Below are 15,635 nucleotides of genomic sequence, written 5' to 3' on the forward strand. Positions count from 1 at the left end.
GCCGCCGGCACCCGGACCGGACGTGCGCCGGCGGCAGGGCGCGGCACCGGAACCGGCAGCGGCACCAGCACCAGCACCAGCAGCGGCAGCGGCGGAACGTGGATGGAGGAGACAGCATGAGCGTCACCGCTCCTCGGGGCTTTCGGGCGGCCGGGGTGGCCGCCGGGCTGAAGTCCGGTGGTGCCCGGGACATCGCACTGGTGGTCAACGACGGCCCGGATGCGGGGGTCGCCGGGGTGTTCACCGCCAACCGGGTGAAGGCCGCCCCGGTGCGCTGGACCCAGCAGGTGGTGCACGGCGGGGTGGCCCGCGCCGTGGTGCTCAACTCCGGCGGGGCCAACGCCTGCACCGGCCCGGCCGGCTTCCAGGACACCCACGCCACCGCCGAGCACACCGCCGCCGTACTCACCTCCGCCAGTGCCCGGCTGATCGTCGGGGCCGCCGACGTGGCGGTCTGTTCGACCGGCCTGATCGGCGAGCGGCTGCCGATGGAGCGGTTGCTGCCCGGCGTACGCGCCGCCACCCGGGCGTTGGCCCGCGACGGCGGGCCGGCCGCCGCCGAGGCGATCATGACCACCGACTCCCGCCCGAAGACGACCGTGACCCGGGGCAGCGGCTGGACGGTCGGCGGCATGGCCAAGGGTGCCGGCATGCTCGCCCCCGGCATGGCCACCATGCTCTGCGTGCTCACCACCGACGCGGTGGCCGGGCCGGAGACCCTCGACGCCGCGTTGCGGGCGGCCTGCCGGGTCACCTTCGACCGGCTCGACTCCGACGGCTGCATGTCCACGAACGACACGGTGCTGCTGCTGGCCAGCGGCTCCAGCGGCATCGAGCCCACCGCTGCGGAACTCACCGAGGTGGTCACCGCGGCCTGCCGGGACCTGGCCGGGCAGTTGCTCGCCGACGCCGAGGGCGCGACCAAGGAGGTCGCCATCGAGGTGGTCGGCGCGGCCAGCGAGGACGACGCGGTGCAGGTGGGACGGGCGGTGGCCCGCAACAACCTGGTCAAGACCGCGTTGTTCGGCAACGACCCGAACTGGGGCCGCATCCTCGCCGCCGTCGGCACCACCACGGCCGTCTTCGACGCCGACGAGGTCGACGTCGCGGTCAACGGCATCTGGGTGTGCCGCGCCGGCGCCGCCGCCGAGGACCGCTCCAAGGTGGACCTGACCGGCCGGGCCGTCACCGTCCGCGTCGACCTGCACGCCGGCACCGACACCGCCACCATCTGGACCAACGACCTTTCCCACGCGTACGTCCACGAGAACTCGGCCTACTCGACGTGAACGCGAGGAACGCAGCGAAGCGGAGTCCCGCAGTCGTGAACGGAAGGCCAGTCCGGTGAACGCGAGGAACGCAGCGAAGCGGAGTCCCGCAGTCGTGAACGGAAGGCCAGTCCGGTGAACGCGAGGAACGCAGCGAAGCGGAGTCCCGCAGTCGTGAACGAAAAGCCGGCCCAGTCGAGCGCATCCCTTTCCGCTGATCTCACCCGTGCCCAGACCAAGGCGGCCACGCTGATCGAGGCGCTGCCCTGGTTGGCCGAGTTCTCCGGGGCCACCGTCGTGCTCAAGTACGGCGGCAACGCCATGGTCGACCCCGAGCTGCAACGCGCCTTCGCCGCCGACATGGTCTTCCTGCGTTACGCCGGCCTCAAACCGGTGGTGGTGCACGGCGGCGGCCCGCAGATCTCGGCGATGCTCGGTCGGCTCGGCATCGCCAGCGAGTTCCGGGGCGGCCTGCGGGTCACCACCCCCGAGGCGATGGACGTGGTCCGGATGGTGCTGGTCGGCCAGGTCGGCCGGGAGCTGGTCGGGCTGGTCAACGCGCACGGCCCGTACGCGGTCGGGCTCTCCGGTGAGGACGCCGGCCTGTTCACCGCCGTGCGCCGGCCGGCGTACGTCGACGGGTCGCCGGTCGACGTCGGGCAGGTGGGTGACGTGGAGTCGGTGGACGTCTCGGCGGTGACCGACCTGATCGCGGCCGGCCGGATCCCGGTGATCTCCACGGTCGCCCCGGACGCCGACGGGGTGCTGCACAACCTCAACGCCGACACCGCCGCCGCCGCGCTCGCCGTCGCGTTGCGGGCCCGCAAGCTGGTCGTACTGACCGACGTGCCCGGCCTGTACGCCGACTGGCCGGACACCACCAGTCTGGTCAGTGAGATCACCGCCGACGACCTGGCGAAGCTGCTGCCGTCGCTGGAGTCGGGCATGGTGCCCAAGATGGAGGCCTGCCTGCGGGCGGTGCGCGGGGGAGTGCCCGCCGCACACGTCGTCGACGGGCGGGTCGCGCACTCCACACTGCTCGAGGTGTTCACCTCGGAAGGGTTCGGAACGATGGTGATCGACTCATGAGCGCCCTGGTGGACCGGTGGCGGCAGAGCATGATGGACAACTACGGCACCCCGCCGCTGGCGCTGGTCTCCGGTGCCGGCGCCGTCGTGGTCGACGAGACCGGCCGGGAGTACGTCGACCTGGTCGGCGGGATTGCCGTCAACGCCCTCGGGCACGCCCACCCGGCGGTGGTGGCCGCCGTGTCGAGGCAGGTAGCCACGTTGGGGCACGTCTCCAACCTCTACGTCGCCGAGCCTCCGGTGGCCCTGGCCGAGCTGTTGCTGGCGTTGGCCGGCCGGCCCGGCCGGGTCTTCTTCGCCAACTCCGGTGCGGAGGCCAACGAGGCGGCGTTCAAGCTGTCCCGGCTGACCGGACGCGGCCACGTGGTGGCCACCCACGGTGGTTTCCACGGCCGGACCATGGGCGCGTTGGCGTTGACCGGCCAGCCGGCCAAGGCCGACCCGTTCCGCCCGCTGCCCGGTGAGGTCACCCACGTGCCGTACGGCGACGCGCGGGCGTTGGCCGCGGCGGTCACCGACGCCACCGCGATGGTGATCCTGGAGCCGATCCAGGGGGAGAACGGGGTGGTCGTACCGCCGGCCGGTTACCTGGCCGAGGCCCGGCGGATCACCGCCCGGCACGGCGCCCTGCTGGTGCTCGACGAGGTGCAGACCGGCATCGGCCGGACCGGGCACTGGTTCGCCCACCAGGCCGAGGGGATCGAGCCCGACGTGGTCACCCTGGCCAAGGGGCTGGGCGGGGGGCTGCCCATCGGCGCCTGCCTGGCCTTCGGCCGGGCCGCCGAGCTGCTCGGTCCCGGTTCGCACGGCACCACCTTCGGCGGCAACCCGGTCAGCTGCGCCGCCGCCCTCGCCGTGGTCTCCACCATCGCCAGCGAGGGCCTGCTCGACCACGTCAAACGGGTAGGCGAACGGCTCCGGCGTGGCATCGAGGCGCTGGGGCATCCGCTGGTCGCCGAGGTACGCGGCGCCGGGCTGCTGCTCGGTGTGGTGCTCACCGCACCGGCCTCGGGCGCGGTTACCGAGCTGCTGCGTGCCGCCGGTTTCCTGGTCAACCCGGTGCAGCCGCACGTGGTCCGGTTGGCCCCGCCGCTGATCCTGGGCACCGGGCAGGTCGACGACCTGCTCGCCGCGCTGCCCGCCGCCCTCGACGCCGCCGCCCCCGCATCTCCGGAGACGATTGCATGACCCGCCACTTCCTGCGTGACGACGACCTGACCAGCGCCGAGCAGGCCACGGTGCTCGACCTGGCGGCCCGGATGAAGGCCGACCGGTTCGGCCACCGCCCGCTGGCCGGCCCCCGGTCGGTGGCGGTGCTCTTCGACAAGCAGAGCCTGCGTACCCGGATCTCGTTCGACGTCGGCATCGCCGAGTTGGGTGGCCATCCGCTGGTGGTGGACACCCAGGTCACCCACTTCGGTCGGGGCGAGGCGCTGGCCGACGCCGGTGCGGTGCTGTCGCGCTACGTCGCGGCGATCGTGCTGCGCACCCACGGCGACGAGCGGATCGTGGAGGTGGCGGCGGGCGCGACCGTACCGGTGGTCAACGCGCTCACCGACGGCTTCCACCCCTGTCAGCTCCTGGCCGACCTGCTCACCGTCCGCGAACACCTCGGCGGTACGCAGGGCCGGACCCTCGCGTACGTCGGTGACGCGGCCAACAACATGGCGCAGTCGTACCTGCTGGCCGGGGCACTGGCCGGGATGCACGTACGGGTGGCCGGACCGGCCGGTTTCGGCCCCGATCCGCAGGTGCTGTCCCGGGCCGCGCAGCTCGCCGCCGGCACCGGCGGGTCGGTGCGGGCCCTGACCGACCCGGTGCAGGCGGTCCAGGACGCCGACGTGGTCGCCACCGACACCTGGACCTCGATGGGCCAGGAGGGCGACGGGCTGGACCGGATCACCCCGTTCCTGCCGTACCAGGTGAACAAGGAGCTGCTCGGCCACGCCGCGGCGGATGCGATCGTGCTGCACTGCCTGCCGGCGCACCGGGGCGAGGAGATCACCGACGAGGTGTTCGACGGCCCGCAGAGCGCCGTGTTCGACCAGGCCGAGAACCGGTTGCACGCGCAGAAGGCGCTGCTGACGTTCCTGCTGGACCCGACGATCTCGGCCGCCGACGGGCCCCGGCCGTGACCAGCCCGGTGACCCGGGCGGCCCGGCACGCCCGGATCGTCGAGCTGATCCGCGACCGGGCGGTGCGCTCGCAGACCGAACTGGCCGACCTGCTCGCCGGGGACGGCGTGGCGGTCACCCAGGCCACCCTCTCCCGGGACCTCAAGGAGCTGGGCGCGGTCACCGCCCGGGGCGGCGACGGCCGTCCGGTGTACGTCATCCCCGAGGACGGCCACCGGCCGCTGCGCGACGCCGAGGCCGCACCGGCCCGGCTGGTCCGGCTGCTGCGGGAGCTGCTCAACGAGGTCGACTCCAGCGGCAACATCGCGGTGCTGCGTACCCCGCCGGGCGCGGCACACTACCTGGCCAGCGCGCTGGACCGGGCCGGTCTGCCGGACGTGGTCGGCACCATCGCCGGCGACGACACCATCCTGGTGGTGGCCCGGGAGAGCGTCGGCGGGGCCGCGCTCGGCGACAAGCTCGCCGGCTGGGCCCGGCGGGAGGACAGTGCGGAAGGACACCCCGCGACGTGACCGAGATCATCGCCGGGTGGATGGTGCCCGGCGCACCCGACGCCCGGTGGGAGGGCTGCTGAGGATGGCAACGACAATGGGCGGCGTGGACGACAAGAGCCTCACCGAGAACAGCGCCGCCACCAACCGGACGAGTCTGTGGGGTGGCCGCTTCGCCGGCGGCCCCGCCGAGGCCCTCGCGCGGCTGTCGGTAAGTGTCCAGTTCGACTGGCGCCTGGCCCCGTACGACATCGCCGGCTCCCGGGCGCACGCCCGGGTCCTGGCCGGCGCCGGCCTGCTCGACCCGGAGGAACTGGGCCGGATGCTGGCCGCCCTGGACGACCTGGAGGCGGCCTGCGCCTCCGGCGCGTTCCGCCCCACCGTGGACGACGAGGACGTGCACACCGCCCTGGAACGCGGGCTGCTGGAGCGCCTCGGCAGCCTCGGCGGCAAGCTGCGCGCCGGCCGGTCCCGCAACGACCAGGTCGCCACCGACCTGCGGCTGTACCTGCGCGACCACGCCCGGGGCGTGGCCGCCCGGCTGGTGGAGCTGGCCGAGGCGCTGGTGGAGCAGGCCGAGCGGCACGTGGAGACGGCCGCGCCGGGCATGACCCACCTGCAGCACGCCCAGCCGGTCACCTTCGGGCACTGGCTGCTGGCGCACGTGCAACCGCTGCTGCGGGACCTGGAACGGCTGCGGGACTGGGACCACCGGACGGCGGTCAGCCCGCTCGGCGCGGGCGCCCTGGCCGGTTCCGGTCTGCCGCTGGACCCGGTGGCGGTCTCCAAGGAGCTGGGCTTCCGTACATCCTTCGCCAACTCGATGGACGCGGTCGCCGACCGGGACTTCGTCGCCGAGTTCCTCTTCGTCACCGCGCTGATCGGCGTGCACCTGTCCCGCCTCGGCGAGGAGGTGGTGCTCTGGACCTCGCACGAGTTCGGCTGGGTGGAGCTGGACGACTCGTTCGCCACCGGTTCGTCGATCATGCCGCAGAAGAAGAACGCGGACATCGCCGAGCTGGCCCGGGGCAAGTCCGGGCGGCTGGTCGGCGGGCTGGTGAGCGTGCTCACCATGCTCAAGGGGCTGCCGATGGCCTACGACCGGGACATGCAGGAGGACAAGGAGCCGGCCTTCGACGCGGTCGACACCCTGGAGCTGCTGCTGCCGGCGCTGGCCGGGATGATCTCCACGATGACGGTCCGGGTGGACCGGCTGGTCGCCGCCGCGCCGGTGGGCTTCTCGCTGGCCACCGAGGTGGCCGACTGGCTGGTCCGCAGGAACGTGCCGTTCCGCGACGCGCACGAGATCACCGGCAAGCTGGTGGCGCTCTGCGCGGCCCGGGACTGCGCCCTCGACGAGGTCACCGACGACGACCTGGCGGCGGTCAGCGAGCACCTCGACCCGTCGGTGCGCGACGTGCTCTCGGTCCGCTCGGCGCTGGCCGCCCGGACCACCCCCGGCTCCACCGGGCCCGGCCCGGTCGCCGACCAGCTCGCCACCGCCGGGGACAAGCTGGTCGGCTGGCGGGAGTGGTCCGCCGAGTCGGTCGTACCCCGCTGATCCTCAGGCCGTGGCGCACGGACCGTTCGCGCGCCACGGCCCAGGGCGGTACGGACACCGCCGGGGCGGCCATCCGGGGCGCTCGGGCTCGTGCCGGTCGGCCCGGTCGGGGGTGGTGACGGGTCAGCCGGGTGTCGGCCGTTCGCGGCGGGGGAGCTTGCCGACCACCGTGTCGTAGGAGGCGTCGACCGCCTCGACCAGCTCGTCGTCGTCGATCGCCCCGCCGAGGCGGAGGGTGTTCCACCCGGACCGGCCGATGTACGGCATCACCCGGGCGTCGTGCGGGTAGCGGTGCAGCCACTCGTCGGCCACCTCCCGGCTCGGGCCGCACTTGATCCCGACCGTCGCCCCGCCGTCGCCGGAGCCGAGGAAGGCGAAGATCCGGCTGCCCACCTTGACCACCTCCGAGTCCTGCCAGGGCCGGTCGAGCCAGGCACCGGGCTTGGCCAGGCAGTACGCCAGCATCTCGGTACGGTCCATGGGGGCAGTGTCCTCCTGATCGGGCCAGGTACGGGTTGGAGCGCCGGCGTCGGCGCGGGTCGGTGTCGGCGTGCCGGTCGGTGATCCGGTACAGGGCGGCGTACAACCAGTGGCGTTCATCCAACCTGCGGCACGTTCTACTATCTGAGCGGAACGCGGCCATCCTCACCTGCAACGGGGCGGAAACCGGGGTGCCTGCCTGATGGGAACCGATCGTCCCCCGAGGACGTGTGTCGGGCAACCGTTCGATCGACCGGATGGAAGTCGACGAGGTCCGCTCGATCATCGAGGCAGCGTGCCAGTCGATCCGGCTCATGCCGCGCGGCAAGGGTGCCAGGCTGCCCCGTGGTGAAGATGTTCAGATCACCTGGCGGATGCCCCTGACGGAAGGCTCGCCCGTTGTCGCCTGACCTGCTCGCCATCCTCGCGCAACCCGCTCCCCTGGTCGCCCCCCACCTGATCGGTTGGACGCTGACCCACCACACTCCCCACGGATCGGTCGCCATCGAACTGACCGAGGTCGAGGCGTACGCGGGGGAGAGCGATCCCGCCTCCCACGCCTGGCGTGGGCCGACCGCCCGCAACTCGGTTATGTTCGGCCCCGCCGGTCGGCTCTACGTCTACCTGTCCCACGGGCTGCATCACTGCGCCAACGTGGTGACCGGACCCGAGGGTGAAGCGTCGGCTGTCCTGCTACGCGCTGGCCGGGTGGTCGCGGGGGTTGATGTGGCGCGGCGTCGGCGGGGCGAGCAGGTAGCGCGGCACTCGCTCGCCCGTGGGCCAGGCAACCTCGGGCAGGCGCTGGCACTGACACGCCAACACAGCGGCGCACACCTGTTCGACGGTGGCCCGCTGGTGCTGTCCCCGCCCAGCCGTACCCCTGCTGCTGTGTCGAGCGGCCCGAGGGTTGGCGTCAGCCGGGCGCACGACTGGCCCTGGCGGTACTGGCTGCCTGGTGACCCGACCGTGTCCGCGTACCGGCGAGGCAAGACGGCCGACACGCAGCCTGTTCCGCACCTTCCGCTGTAGCCGCTTCTGCGAGGCGGCCAGCGCACTCCCCTTGGACCGGCATCGTCGATGTCCGGGCGTGGGGTCGCTATCAGCCGATGGCGGTTGCGTCCTCGGCTCGGTCGCCGGATTCCGTTGGTTCGCTGTCTACTGTGGGCAGTTTGTTGCCGCGCAGGAGTAGCCAGGCCAGTCCGAGGACCGCGGCGAGCATCAGCGCGTTCTGGCTCAGCTTCGCCGCCAGACTGACCCCTTCGGGCACGGGTGCCAGGAAGCCGATGAGGGTCCGGCTGACCAGCGCACCCGCGGTCAGCGCCCCGATCTGCCGCCCCGACCAGGCGGTGGCCTTGCTCCACCACCGGACGAGTGCGGCCGCCGTGACGAGCAGCAGCGCCAGCACTGCGACACCCACCCAGATCGGCGGCAGGACGTCGAAACTGAACATGCCGACCGCACCGATGAGTACCAGGGCCCAGGTCGGCGCCGGTGCTCTGTCGCCAGTCTTGACCGGTCGTCCGACACGGGTCATGGCCACTGCCCCGAGCGTGACCACGATTGCGATCACGACGAGGGTGGACGCGAGACCGGGGTGGTACTGGCGATCGGTGTCGCTACGGATCAGTAACGCCACGAGGGCACTCAGCAGCCCGATCAGGACGATACCGACGGGGCCGAGCAACGGACGGCCCCGGTGACGGGGCGCAAGCACGTGGAAGACCGCCAGGGGCGCGCCGACGCTCATCAGGACGTGGCCGGCGACCCACGACATGGCGGGAAACGCGGCGACGCCGAGTCCGTGGACGAGCGTGCCTTGGCGCAGCTCGTCCCAGTAGGCGATGTCGTCATTGTGCTCGACAAACAGTGACAGGTCCACGAGCCCGGGCATGGCGACACCGAACGCGGCAGCGAGCAGGAGAACCCCGGTCCAGCCGAGCCCCCACCGGACCGCCACCTCCCGGATGAGCAGGGCTGCGCCACCGTAGAGGGGTGCGAGGATGAGCAGGGACAGCAGCATCTCCGGTGCGTCGCCGGTCGCCGGCAGGTACGCCTGAAGGAACTCGGCGGATACGGGTGCGCCGAATAGGATCGCCAGCACGGGCAGCACTCGCTGCCGAAATGACAGTTTCGGCAAGCCCATCGTGCCAGCATAGCAGTTAATAGAGCAGCTACTCCACTAACTTAGGCTACCTGTATGCCCCGTCCAGTCGACCCAGAGCAGCACCTCCAGCGCCGTCTACACATCATCGACGCCGCGCTGACCTGCTTTGCCGCCAACGGGTTCGATGGCACCTCGACCGCGGCGATCTGCCGCCTCGCGGGCATCGGATCCGGCACCCTCTTCCACTACTTCCCCACCAAGGTCGATGTCATGGTGGCGATCCTCGAGCTCGGCGCGGAGGAGACCAAGGAGTTCTTCAACTCGCAGGCGAGCCAGCAGGACGCCGTCGATGTGCTGCTCGCCTACGCCGACCACGAGGCGGACAACGCGCAGGACCAACGGGCGAACAGCTTCATTCGCGCGGTCGTCGTCGCCGCGTCGCACGCCCGCGTCGCCACGGCCCTGACCGAGCACCAGCGACAGGTGCGGACAGGACTGACGCCGTGGGTCGAGCGCGGGCGCGAGCAGGGCGGCATCCGCACCGATCTCTCGGTGGAGCGGACGATCAGCTGGATGCTGGCCCTCATCGACGGATTTCTTAGTCAGACGGCGGAATGGCCAGCATTCGACCCCAGCCGCGAACGCGTTGTGTTGCGGGAGACCATCAGCCGGTTCCTTGCACCCTGAGCAGTCCGTGCACCCGCCCGCGCCACCCGGGCGTGCCGGACCGGGACCTCGCCCGCGGGCCGGCCCGGCTGGTGAGCCCCTGTCGTCGGCACGTGCCCCGGCTGACCCCGGCGGCGTGGCCTGGGAATTCTGTCGGGGGGCGTGGTCATAATCACGCTGCGTACTCGTCGACGGAACGGAGGACGGTCATGCCCACACTGCTCGCGGTCGGCACCGCCAAGGGGCTCTTTCTCGCCACCCGGGGTGGCGGGCCCGCCGGGTGGGAGGTCAGCGGCCCGCACTTCCCGATGACCGGCGTCTACGCCGTCGCGGTCGACCTCCGGCCCGGTCATCCCCGGCTGCTGGCCGCCATGAGCAGCTCACACTTCGGCCCGAGCGTGGCCAGCAGCGACGACCTGGGTGCTTCCTGGCAGGAGCCGGAGCAGGCACCGGTGGGTTTTCCCGCCGACACCGGGGTCAGCCTCGGCCGGGTCTGGCAGCTCACCCCCGGCGGGTCCGACGCGCCCGGGGTGGTCTGGGCCGGCACCGAGCCGTCCGCGCTGTTCCGCTCCGAGGACGGCGGTCGTAGCTTCACCCTGCTCCGTTCCCTCTGGGATCATCCGCACCGCGAACAGTGGGGGGAGGGCTTCGGCGGTCAGGCGGTGCACACCGTGCTGCCCCACCCCCGCGACCCGGACCGGATCATCGTCGCCATGTCCACCGGCGGGGTCTACCGCTCGACCGACGGTGGGGCGAGCTGGTCGGCGTCGAACACCGGGATCCGCGCCTACTTCCTGCCCGACGAGTGGCCCGAGTTCGGCCAGTGTGTGCACAAGGTCGCCCGGGACGCCGGCAACCCGGAGCGGCTCTACGCGCAGAACCACCACGGGGTCTACCGCTCCGACGACGACGGCCGTAGCTGGACGTCGATCGCCGCGGGCCTGCCCAGTGACTTCGGCTTCCCGATCGTGGCCCACCCGTCGCGCCCCGGCACGGTCTACACCTTCCCGCTGGTCGCGGACGCGCAGCGGTTCCCGGTCGACCACCGGTGCCGGGTGTTCCGGTCCACCGACGCCGGTGACAAGTGGGAACCCCTGTCGGTCGGGCTGCCGGAGGGGCCGTTCTATCCGGCGGTGCTGCGGGACGCGATGGGTGCCGGTGGTGCGGGTGACGTCTACTTCGGCACCCGCTCCGGGGAGGTCTACGCCAGCGGCGACGACGGTGACTCCTGGTCGCTGGTCGCCGCGCACCTGCCGGACGTGCTCTGCGTGCGGGCGGCGGAGGTCTGAGGCATGATCACCGTCCTGGTGCCGGGGCCGCTGCGTGGGGAGGCCGGTGGCGCGAGCCGGCTCACCGTGGTCGCCACCGGCTCGGTGGGCGCCGTCCTCGACGCCCTCGCCGTCACCTGGCCGCGACTGGTCCGCCGGATCCGCGACGAGCGCGGTGAGCTGCGTCGGTACGTCAACGTCTACGTCGACGGGGAGGACTGCCGGCACCTCGGGGGAGTGGCCGCACCGGTGGCCGACGGCGCCGAGGTCCAGGTGCTGCCCTCGGTGGCCGGTGGCTGACCCGGCGGGCCGGGGCCGGCTGCTTCACGGAATATTTGACTCGTCAAGTATGTTGTGCGCTGCGTCCGGGATCACCGGCCCGGTAGCGAGGCGAGGAGCAGATCATGCAGTTCGGAGTCTTCACCGTCGGCGACGTCACGGTCGACCCGACCAACGGGCGGGAGCCGTCCGAGCACGAGCGGATCAAGGCGATGGTCACCATCGCGCAGAAGGCCGAAGAGGTCGGCCTGGACGTCTTCGCCACCGGTGAGCACCACAACCGACCCTTCGTGCCCTCCTCGCCGACCACCATGCTCGGTTGGATCGCGGCCCGTACCGAGCGGTTGCTGCTCTCCACCGCCACCACCCTGATCACCACCAACGACCCGGTGAAGATCGCCGAGGACTACGCGATGCTCCAGCACCTGGCCGACGGCCGGGTGGACCTGATGCTCGGGCGCGGCAACACCGGCCCGGTCTACCCCTGGTTCGGCCAGGACATCCGCAACGGCATCGCGCTCGCGGTGGAGAACTACGCCCTGCTGCACCGGCTCTGGCGCGAGGACGTGGTCGACTGGTCCGGCCGGTTCCGCACCCCGCTGCAGTCGTTCACCTCGACCCCCCGTCCGCTCGACGGCGTCCCCCCGTTCGTCTGGCACGGCTCCATCCGCAGCCCGGAGATCGCCGAGCAGGCCGCGTACTACGGCGACGGCTTCTTCGCCAACCACATCTTCTGGCCCGCCGAGCACACCCGGCGGATGGTCGAGCTGTACCGGCAGCGCTACGCCCACTACGGCCACGGCAGCGCCGACCAGGCCATCGTCGGCCTCGGCGGGCAGGTGTTCATGCGCCGCAACTCCCAGGACGCGGTACGCGAGTTCCGCCCGTACTTCGACAACGCCCCGGTCTACGGGCACGGTCCGTCGCTGGAGGAGTTCACCCGCGAGACCCCGCTGACCGTGGGCAGCCCGCAGCAGGTCATCGACCGGACCCTCGGCTTCCGCGAGTACGTCGGCGACTACCAGCGTCAGCTGTTCCTGCTCGACCACGCCGGCCTGCCGCTGAAGACGGTGCTGGAGCAGCTCGACCTGCTCGGCGAGGAGGTCGTCCCGGTGCTGCGGCGGGAGTTCGCCGCCCGGCGTCCGGCGCACGTGCCCGAGGCACCCACCCACGCCTCGCGGCGCGCCGCCGGGACCGACGCCTCCCCGGCGACCGAGGCCGACGGCACCGGCGGCACGTCGGCCGGAACCGACGGCACGCCGGCCGAGCCGGCGGGAGCGCAGGCGCGGCGATGACCGACCGTAGCCTGGTCGTGCTCTCCGCCGGCCTGCGTCAGCCCTCGACCACCCGGTTGCTGGCCGACCAGCTCACCGCCGCCGTCGCCGAGCAGGCGCGGCGGCGGGAGCTGCCGCTGCGCGTCACCCCGGTCGAGGTCCGCGAGCACGCCCACGACGTGGTGAACAACCTGCTCACCGGGTTCCCGTCGACCGCCCTCGGCACGGCCCTCGACTCGGTCACCCGGGCCGACGCGTTGATCGCCGTGACCCCGGTCTTCAACGGGTCGTACAGCGGGATCTTCAAGTCGTTCCTGGAGGTGCTGGACCGCGACGCGTTGGCCGGCAAGCCGGTGCTGATCGCCGCCACCGGCGGCACCGCCCGGCACTCGCTGGCCCTGGAGCACGCGGTACGTCCGCTGTTCAGCTACGCCCGCGCGGTGGTGGTCCCCACCGCCGTCTTCGCCGCGCCCGAGGACTGGTCGGAGCAGAGCGCCGACGGCCCGCTGCGGGCCCGGATCCAGCGGGCCGCCGCCGAGCTGACCGAGCAGATCAGCCGGTACGGCGGCGCCGCGACGGCCGACCCGTTCGCCCTGACCACGTCCTTCGACCAGCTCCTCGCCAGCGGCGACTGACCCGCCCTGCGCCGGCGGCGACTGACCCGCCCTGCGCCGGCGGCGACTGACCCGCCCTGCGCCGGCGGCGACTGACCCGCCCTGCGCCGGCGGTGGCCCGGTGGGCCGGCCTCGCGCCGGCCCGCCGAGCCCGGCGGTCAGTCCGCCGAATACGGGCGGACCACCAGCACCGGGCAGTGCGCGTGCTGCACGAGGGCCTGACTGACCGAGCCGAGCAGCAAACCGGTGAAGCCACCCCGCCCCCGGGAACCCACCACCAGCAGGGTCGCGTCACCGCTGGCCGCCACCAGCGCCGGCACCGGCTTGTCCGCGCGGAGCGGCCGCTGCTCGACGACGAGGTCCGGGTGCTCGGCCCGCACGACCACGGCCGCCGCGGCGAGCAGTTCGTCGGACTCGGCCCGCCCCGCCGCCTCGGTCTCGGCCACCTCGTCGGGCACCGCCCGGGCCTCGTCGTCGCCGCGGACGTGCACCAGCACCAGCGAGGTGCCCCGCTGCGCGGCCTCGTCGGCGGCGGCCCGGACCGCGCCCAGCGCCGGGTCCGAGCCGTCCAACCCCACCAGCACCGGCCCGGCCACCGGGATCGGCTGCTCGGCCGGGCGGACCACCAGCACCGGACAGTGCGCGTGTCCGGCCACCTGCTGGCTGACCGAGCCGACCAGCAGCCCGGTGAAGCCGCCCAGGCCGCGGCTGCCCACCACCACCAGGCCGGCCCGGCGGGACTCCTCGACCAGGGTCGCCCCCGGACCGCCGGCCACCTGACGGACCTGCGCCGACAGACCGGAGAACCGGTCGCGCAGCTCCGCCGCGGTCTGTTCCAGCATCTTCTGCGCCTGCTCGGTCGGTGCCGGCACCCCCAGGTCGTACGGGTTCAACGGCACCCCGTACCCCAGCGGATGCAGGTAGCCGTGCACCAGGTGCAGCGGCACGGAACGCCGTACGGCGACCTGTGCCGCCTGTTCGGCGGCGATCAGACTGGCCGGTGAGCCGTCCACGCCCACCACGACAGGTCGGTCCATCAGCACTCCCCAGTGTCATCGGTGTGGACCCCATTGTCCGGTGCGCCGTACCCTCCGCCGGCATGCCGCGCCGACGCCGGCGTTCGGCCGGCGTTCGGGTGGTGCGTATCGTCGGTGCGGTGACCGCCGAGTTGCGCCTGCGCGAGGTCCGTGACACCGACCTGCCCGAGTTCTTCCGGCACCAGTCGGACCCGGCGGCGGTCCAGATGGCGGCCTTCGCCGCCGACGACCCGCACGACCGGCGGGCCTTCGCCGCGCACTGGCACCGGATCCGCACCGATCCGGCCATCGTCGCGCGTACGGTGACCGTCGCGGACCGGGTCGTCGGGCACGTGCTGGCCTTCCCGGTCGGCGAGCGGACCGAGGTCAGCTACTGGATCGACCGGCCGCACTGGGGCCGGGGGTACGCCACCGGCGCGCTGGCCGCACTCCTGCGCGAGCTGCCCCGACGGCCGGTGCACGCCCGCGCCGCCCAGGACAACCGGGGCTCGCTGGCGGTGCTGCGCAAGTGCGGCTTCGTGATCCGCGGCACCGACCACGGGTACTCCACGACCCGGGGCGCCGACGTGCCGGAGTACGTGCTGGAACTCACCGACTGACCCGAGCCGGCCGGGACGGGCCCGCGGGCCGACTACCCTCGCGGGGTGAGCTGGTTGGACGTCGTCGGTTGGGCCGGGTCCGCGCTGCTGGTCTGGTCCCTGGTGCAGGCGCGGATCGTCCGGCTGCGCGCGCTCAACCTGGTCGGCTGTCTGGTGCTGATCGGCTACAACGCCGCCCTGGCGGTGTGGCCGATGGTCGGCCTCAACGTGGTACTCGCCGTGATCAACCTGTGGTACCTGCGCGGCATGCTCGCCACCCGGCACGACGAGGCGACGTACCAGGTCGTCGAGGTCGGGGTGGACGACGCCTTCCTGGCACACACCCTGCGGGTACACGCCACCGACATCGCCCGCTTCAACCCCGACTTCCGCTGGACGCCGGACGTACCGCGACGCTCGGCCTTCCTGGTGGTCCGCGCCGAGGAGGTGGTCGGGGTGGTGCTGGCCCACGCCGAGCCGGACGACGTGGCCCAGATCGACCTCGACTACGTCATCGAGCGGTACCGGGACCTCACCCCCGGTGAGTTCGTGTACCGGCGCAGCAGCCTCTTCACCGACCGGGGATTCCGTCGGGTGGTGAGCCCACCCGGCATGGTCGCCCCCTACTACGGCCGGCTGGGCTTCCGGCCCGTCGCCGACCGGTGGGTGCTCGACCTGACGGCGACCGCGGTGAGCGACCCGGCCTGAGCACGTCGGCCCGGGGCGTGGGAGCCGTCGACCCCAGGCGTGAGTACCGAGGATTCACCGACCGTCGAGTTGGGCAAAAGACTG

General features: G+C 72.7%; 18 protein-coding genes. 15 read left to right on the forward strand and 3 right to left on the reverse strand.

All coding sequences use genetic code 11. From position 1 onward, the window contains the following. Positions 1-116 precede the first annotated feature (116 nt). The 6 genes from argJ (at position 117) to argH (ending at position 6,543) form a co-directional block, all read left to right on the forward strand. Complete coding sequence (argJ, locus tag GA0070617_RS12510) at positions 117-1,289, forward strand: bifunctional glutamate N-acetyltransferase/amino-acid acetyltransferase ArgJ (protein WP_091436675.1); 1,173 nt, start codon at positions 117-119, stop codon at positions 1,287-1,289. 153 nt (positions 1,290-1,442) lie between these two features. Then, positions 1,443-2,357 carry an acetylglutamate kinase gene (gene argB / locus GA0070617_RS12515; RefSeq protein WP_091436676.1) on the forward strand — a complete coding sequence of 305 codons (915 nt, stop codon included), beginning with the start codon at positions 1,443-1,445 and terminating at the stop codon, positions 2,355-2,357. Next, complete coding sequence (locus GA0070617_RS12520; RefSeq protein WP_091436677.1) at positions 2,354-3,544, forward strand: acetylornithine transaminase; 1,191 nt, start codon at positions 2,354-2,356, stop codon at positions 3,542-3,544. Before argB ends, GA0070617_RS12520 begins: the two co-directional genes overlap by 4 nt. Next, positions 3,541-4,491 (forward strand): ornithine carbamoyltransferase, encoded by a 951-nt coding sequence (argF, locus tag GA0070617_RS12525; RefSeq protein ID WP_091436678.1) that lies wholly within the window; start codon positions 3,541-3,543, stop codon positions 4,489-4,491. The genes GA0070617_RS12520 and argF overlap by 4 nt, the downstream gene beginning before the upstream one ends. Next, positions 4,488-5,003 (forward strand): arginine repressor, encoded by a 516-nt coding sequence (locus GA0070617_RS12530; protein ID WP_091436679.1) that lies wholly within the window; start codon positions 4,488-4,490, stop codon positions 5,001-5,003. Before argF ends, GA0070617_RS12530 begins: the two co-directional genes overlap by 4 nt. Positions 5,004-5,079: 76 nt before the next feature. Further along, on the forward strand, positions 5,080-6,543 hold the full coding sequence (gene argH, locus GA0070617_RS12535; protein ID WP_091436680.1) for an argininosuccinate lyase: 1,464 nt from the start codon (positions 5,080-5,082) through the stop codon (positions 6,541-6,543). 123 nt (positions 6,544-6,666) lie between these two features. Here the strand turns inward: argH and GA0070617_RS12540 are convergent, their stop codons facing one another. Next, positions 6,667-7,023 (reverse strand): MmcQ/YjbR family DNA-binding protein, encoded by a 357-nt coding sequence (locus GA0070617_RS12540; protein ID WP_091436681.1) that lies wholly within the window; start codon positions 7,021-7,023, stop codon positions 6,667-6,669. Between the two features lie 257 nt (positions 7,024-7,280). Between GA0070617_RS12540 and GA0070617_RS30535 the strand changes: the two genes are divergently transcribed. Next, positions 7,281-7,433, forward strand: coding sequence for a hypothetical protein (locus GA0070617_RS30535; RefSeq protein ID WP_175440507.1), 153 nt, complete (start codon positions 7,281-7,283; stop codon positions 7,431-7,433). Next, complete coding sequence (locus tag GA0070617_RS12550; RefSeq protein ID WP_217628792.1) at positions 7,423-8,052, forward strand: DNA-3-methyladenine glycosylase; 630 nt, start codon at positions 7,423-7,425, stop codon at positions 8,050-8,052. The genes GA0070617_RS30535 and GA0070617_RS12550 overlap by 11 nt, the downstream gene beginning before the upstream one ends. Positions 8,053-8,122: 70 nt before the next feature. On the opposite strand, the gene GA0070617_RS12555 is transcribed toward GA0070617_RS12550, so the two are convergent. Beyond that, entirely contained in the window at positions 8,123-9,166 is a 1,044-nt protein-coding gene (locus GA0070617_RS12555; protein WP_139135640.1) for a hypothetical protein, read from the reverse strand. A 54-nt stretch (positions 9,167-9,220) separates the two neighbouring features. Between GA0070617_RS12555 and GA0070617_RS12560 the strand changes: the two genes are divergently transcribed. From GA0070617_RS12560 to GA0070617_RS12580, 5 genes are all read left to right on the forward strand, one after another. Then, positions 9,221-9,814 (forward strand): TetR/AcrR family transcriptional regulator, encoded by a 594-nt coding sequence (locus GA0070617_RS12560; protein ID WP_091436685.1) that lies wholly within the window; start codon positions 9,221-9,223, stop codon positions 9,812-9,814. A 188-nt stretch (positions 9,815-10,002) separates the two neighbouring features. Further along, the gene (locus tag GA0070617_RS12565; protein WP_091436688.1) at positions 10,003-11,082 is read left to right on the forward strand and encodes a WD40/YVTN/BNR-like repeat-containing protein; all 1,080 of its coding nucleotides are present in this window, start codon (positions 10,003-10,005) and stop codon (positions 11,080-11,082) included. Positions 11,083-11,085: 3 nt separating this feature from the next. Then, complete coding sequence (locus tag GA0070617_RS12570; protein WP_091436690.1) at positions 11,086-11,361, forward strand: ubiquitin-like small modifier protein 1; 276 nt, start codon at positions 11,086-11,088, stop codon at positions 11,359-11,361. A 104-nt stretch (positions 11,362-11,465) separates the two neighbouring features. Further along, a complete protein-coding gene (locus GA0070617_RS12575; protein WP_229688294.1) occupies positions 11,466-12,635 on the forward strand; it encodes an LLM class flavin-dependent oxidoreductase in 1,170 nt (389 codons plus the stop codon). Next, positions 12,632-13,249 (forward strand): FMN reductase, encoded by a 618-nt coding sequence (locus GA0070617_RS12580; protein WP_091436695.1) that lies wholly within the window; start codon positions 12,632-12,634, stop codon positions 13,247-13,249. The genes GA0070617_RS12575 and GA0070617_RS12580 overlap by 4 nt, the downstream gene beginning before the upstream one ends. Before the next feature lie 137 nt (positions 13,250-13,386). Here GA0070617_RS12580 and GA0070617_RS12585 read toward each other — a convergent pair whose 3' ends face one another. Next, positions 13,387-14,271, reverse strand: coding sequence for a universal stress protein (locus GA0070617_RS12585; RefSeq protein WP_175440508.1), 885 nt, complete (start codon positions 14,269-14,271; stop codon positions 13,387-13,389). A 113-nt stretch (positions 14,272-14,384) separates the two neighbouring features. Here GA0070617_RS12585 and GA0070617_RS12590 point away from each other — a divergent pair, with 113 nt between their 5' ends. Both GA0070617_RS12590 and GA0070617_RS12595 read left to right on the forward strand, forming a co-directional pair. After that, positions 14,385-14,864 (forward strand): GNAT family N-acetyltransferase, encoded by a 480-nt coding sequence (locus GA0070617_RS12590; RefSeq protein ID WP_091446315.1) that lies wholly within the window; start codon positions 14,385-14,387, stop codon positions 14,862-14,864. A gap of 45 nt (positions 14,865-14,909) precedes the next feature. Next, a complete protein-coding gene (locus GA0070617_RS12595) occupies positions 14,910-15,551 on the forward strand; it encodes a hypothetical protein (protein ID WP_091436697.1) in 642 nt (213 codons plus the stop codon). Positions 15,552-15,635: the final 84 nt, after the last annotated feature.

It is taken from the genome of Micromonospora yangpuensis, from assembly GCF_900091615.1.
GTDB lineage: Bacteria > Actinomycetota > Actinomycetes > Mycobacteriales > Micromonosporaceae > Micromonospora > Micromonospora yangpuensis.

Coding starts and splice junctions, on each gene's coding strand:
- argJ (WP_091436675.1), top strand. CDS start 117: ATGAGCGTCACCGCTCCTCGGGGCTTTCGGGCGGCCGGGGTGGCCGCC.
- GA0070617_RS12520 (WP_091436677.1), top strand. CDS start 2,354: ATGAGCGCCCTGGTGGACCGGTGGCGGCAGAGCATGATGGACAACTAC.
- argF (WP_091436678.1), top strand. CDS start 3,541: ATGACCCGCCACTTCCTGCGTGACGACGACCTGACCAGCGCCGAGCAG.
- argH (WP_091436680.1), top strand. CDS start 5,080: ATGGGCGGCGTGGACGACAAGAGCCTCACCGAGAACAGCGCCGCCACC.
- GA0070617_RS12540 (WP_091436681.1), bottom strand. CDS start 7,023: ATGGACCGTACCGAGATGCTGGCGTACTGCCTGGCCAAGCCCGGTGCC.
- GA0070617_RS30535 (WP_175440507.1), top strand. CDS start 7,281: ATGGAAGTCGACGAGGTCCGCTCGATCATCGAGGCAGCGTGCCAGTCG.
- GA0070617_RS12555 (WP_139135640.1), bottom strand. CDS start 9,166: ATGGGCTTGCCGAAACTGTCATTTCGGCAGCGAGTGCTGCCCGTGCTG.
- GA0070617_RS12560 (WP_091436685.1), top strand. CDS start 9,221: ATGCCCCGTCCAGTCGACCCAGAGCAGCACCTCCAGCGCCGTCTACAC.
- GA0070617_RS12565 (WP_091436688.1), top strand. CDS start 10,003: ATGCCCACACTGCTCGCGGTCGGCACCGCCAAGGGGCTCTTTCTCGCC.
- GA0070617_RS12570 (WP_091436690.1), top strand. CDS start 11,086: ATGATCACCGTCCTGGTGCCGGGGCCGCTGCGTGGGGAGGCCGGTGGC.
- GA0070617_RS12575 (WP_229688294.1), top strand. CDS start 11,466: ATGCAGTTCGGAGTCTTCACCGTCGGCGACGTCACGGTCGACCCGACC.
- GA0070617_RS12580 (WP_091436695.1), top strand. CDS start 12,632: ATGACCGACCGTAGCCTGGTCGTGCTCTCCGCCGGCCTGCGTCAGCCC.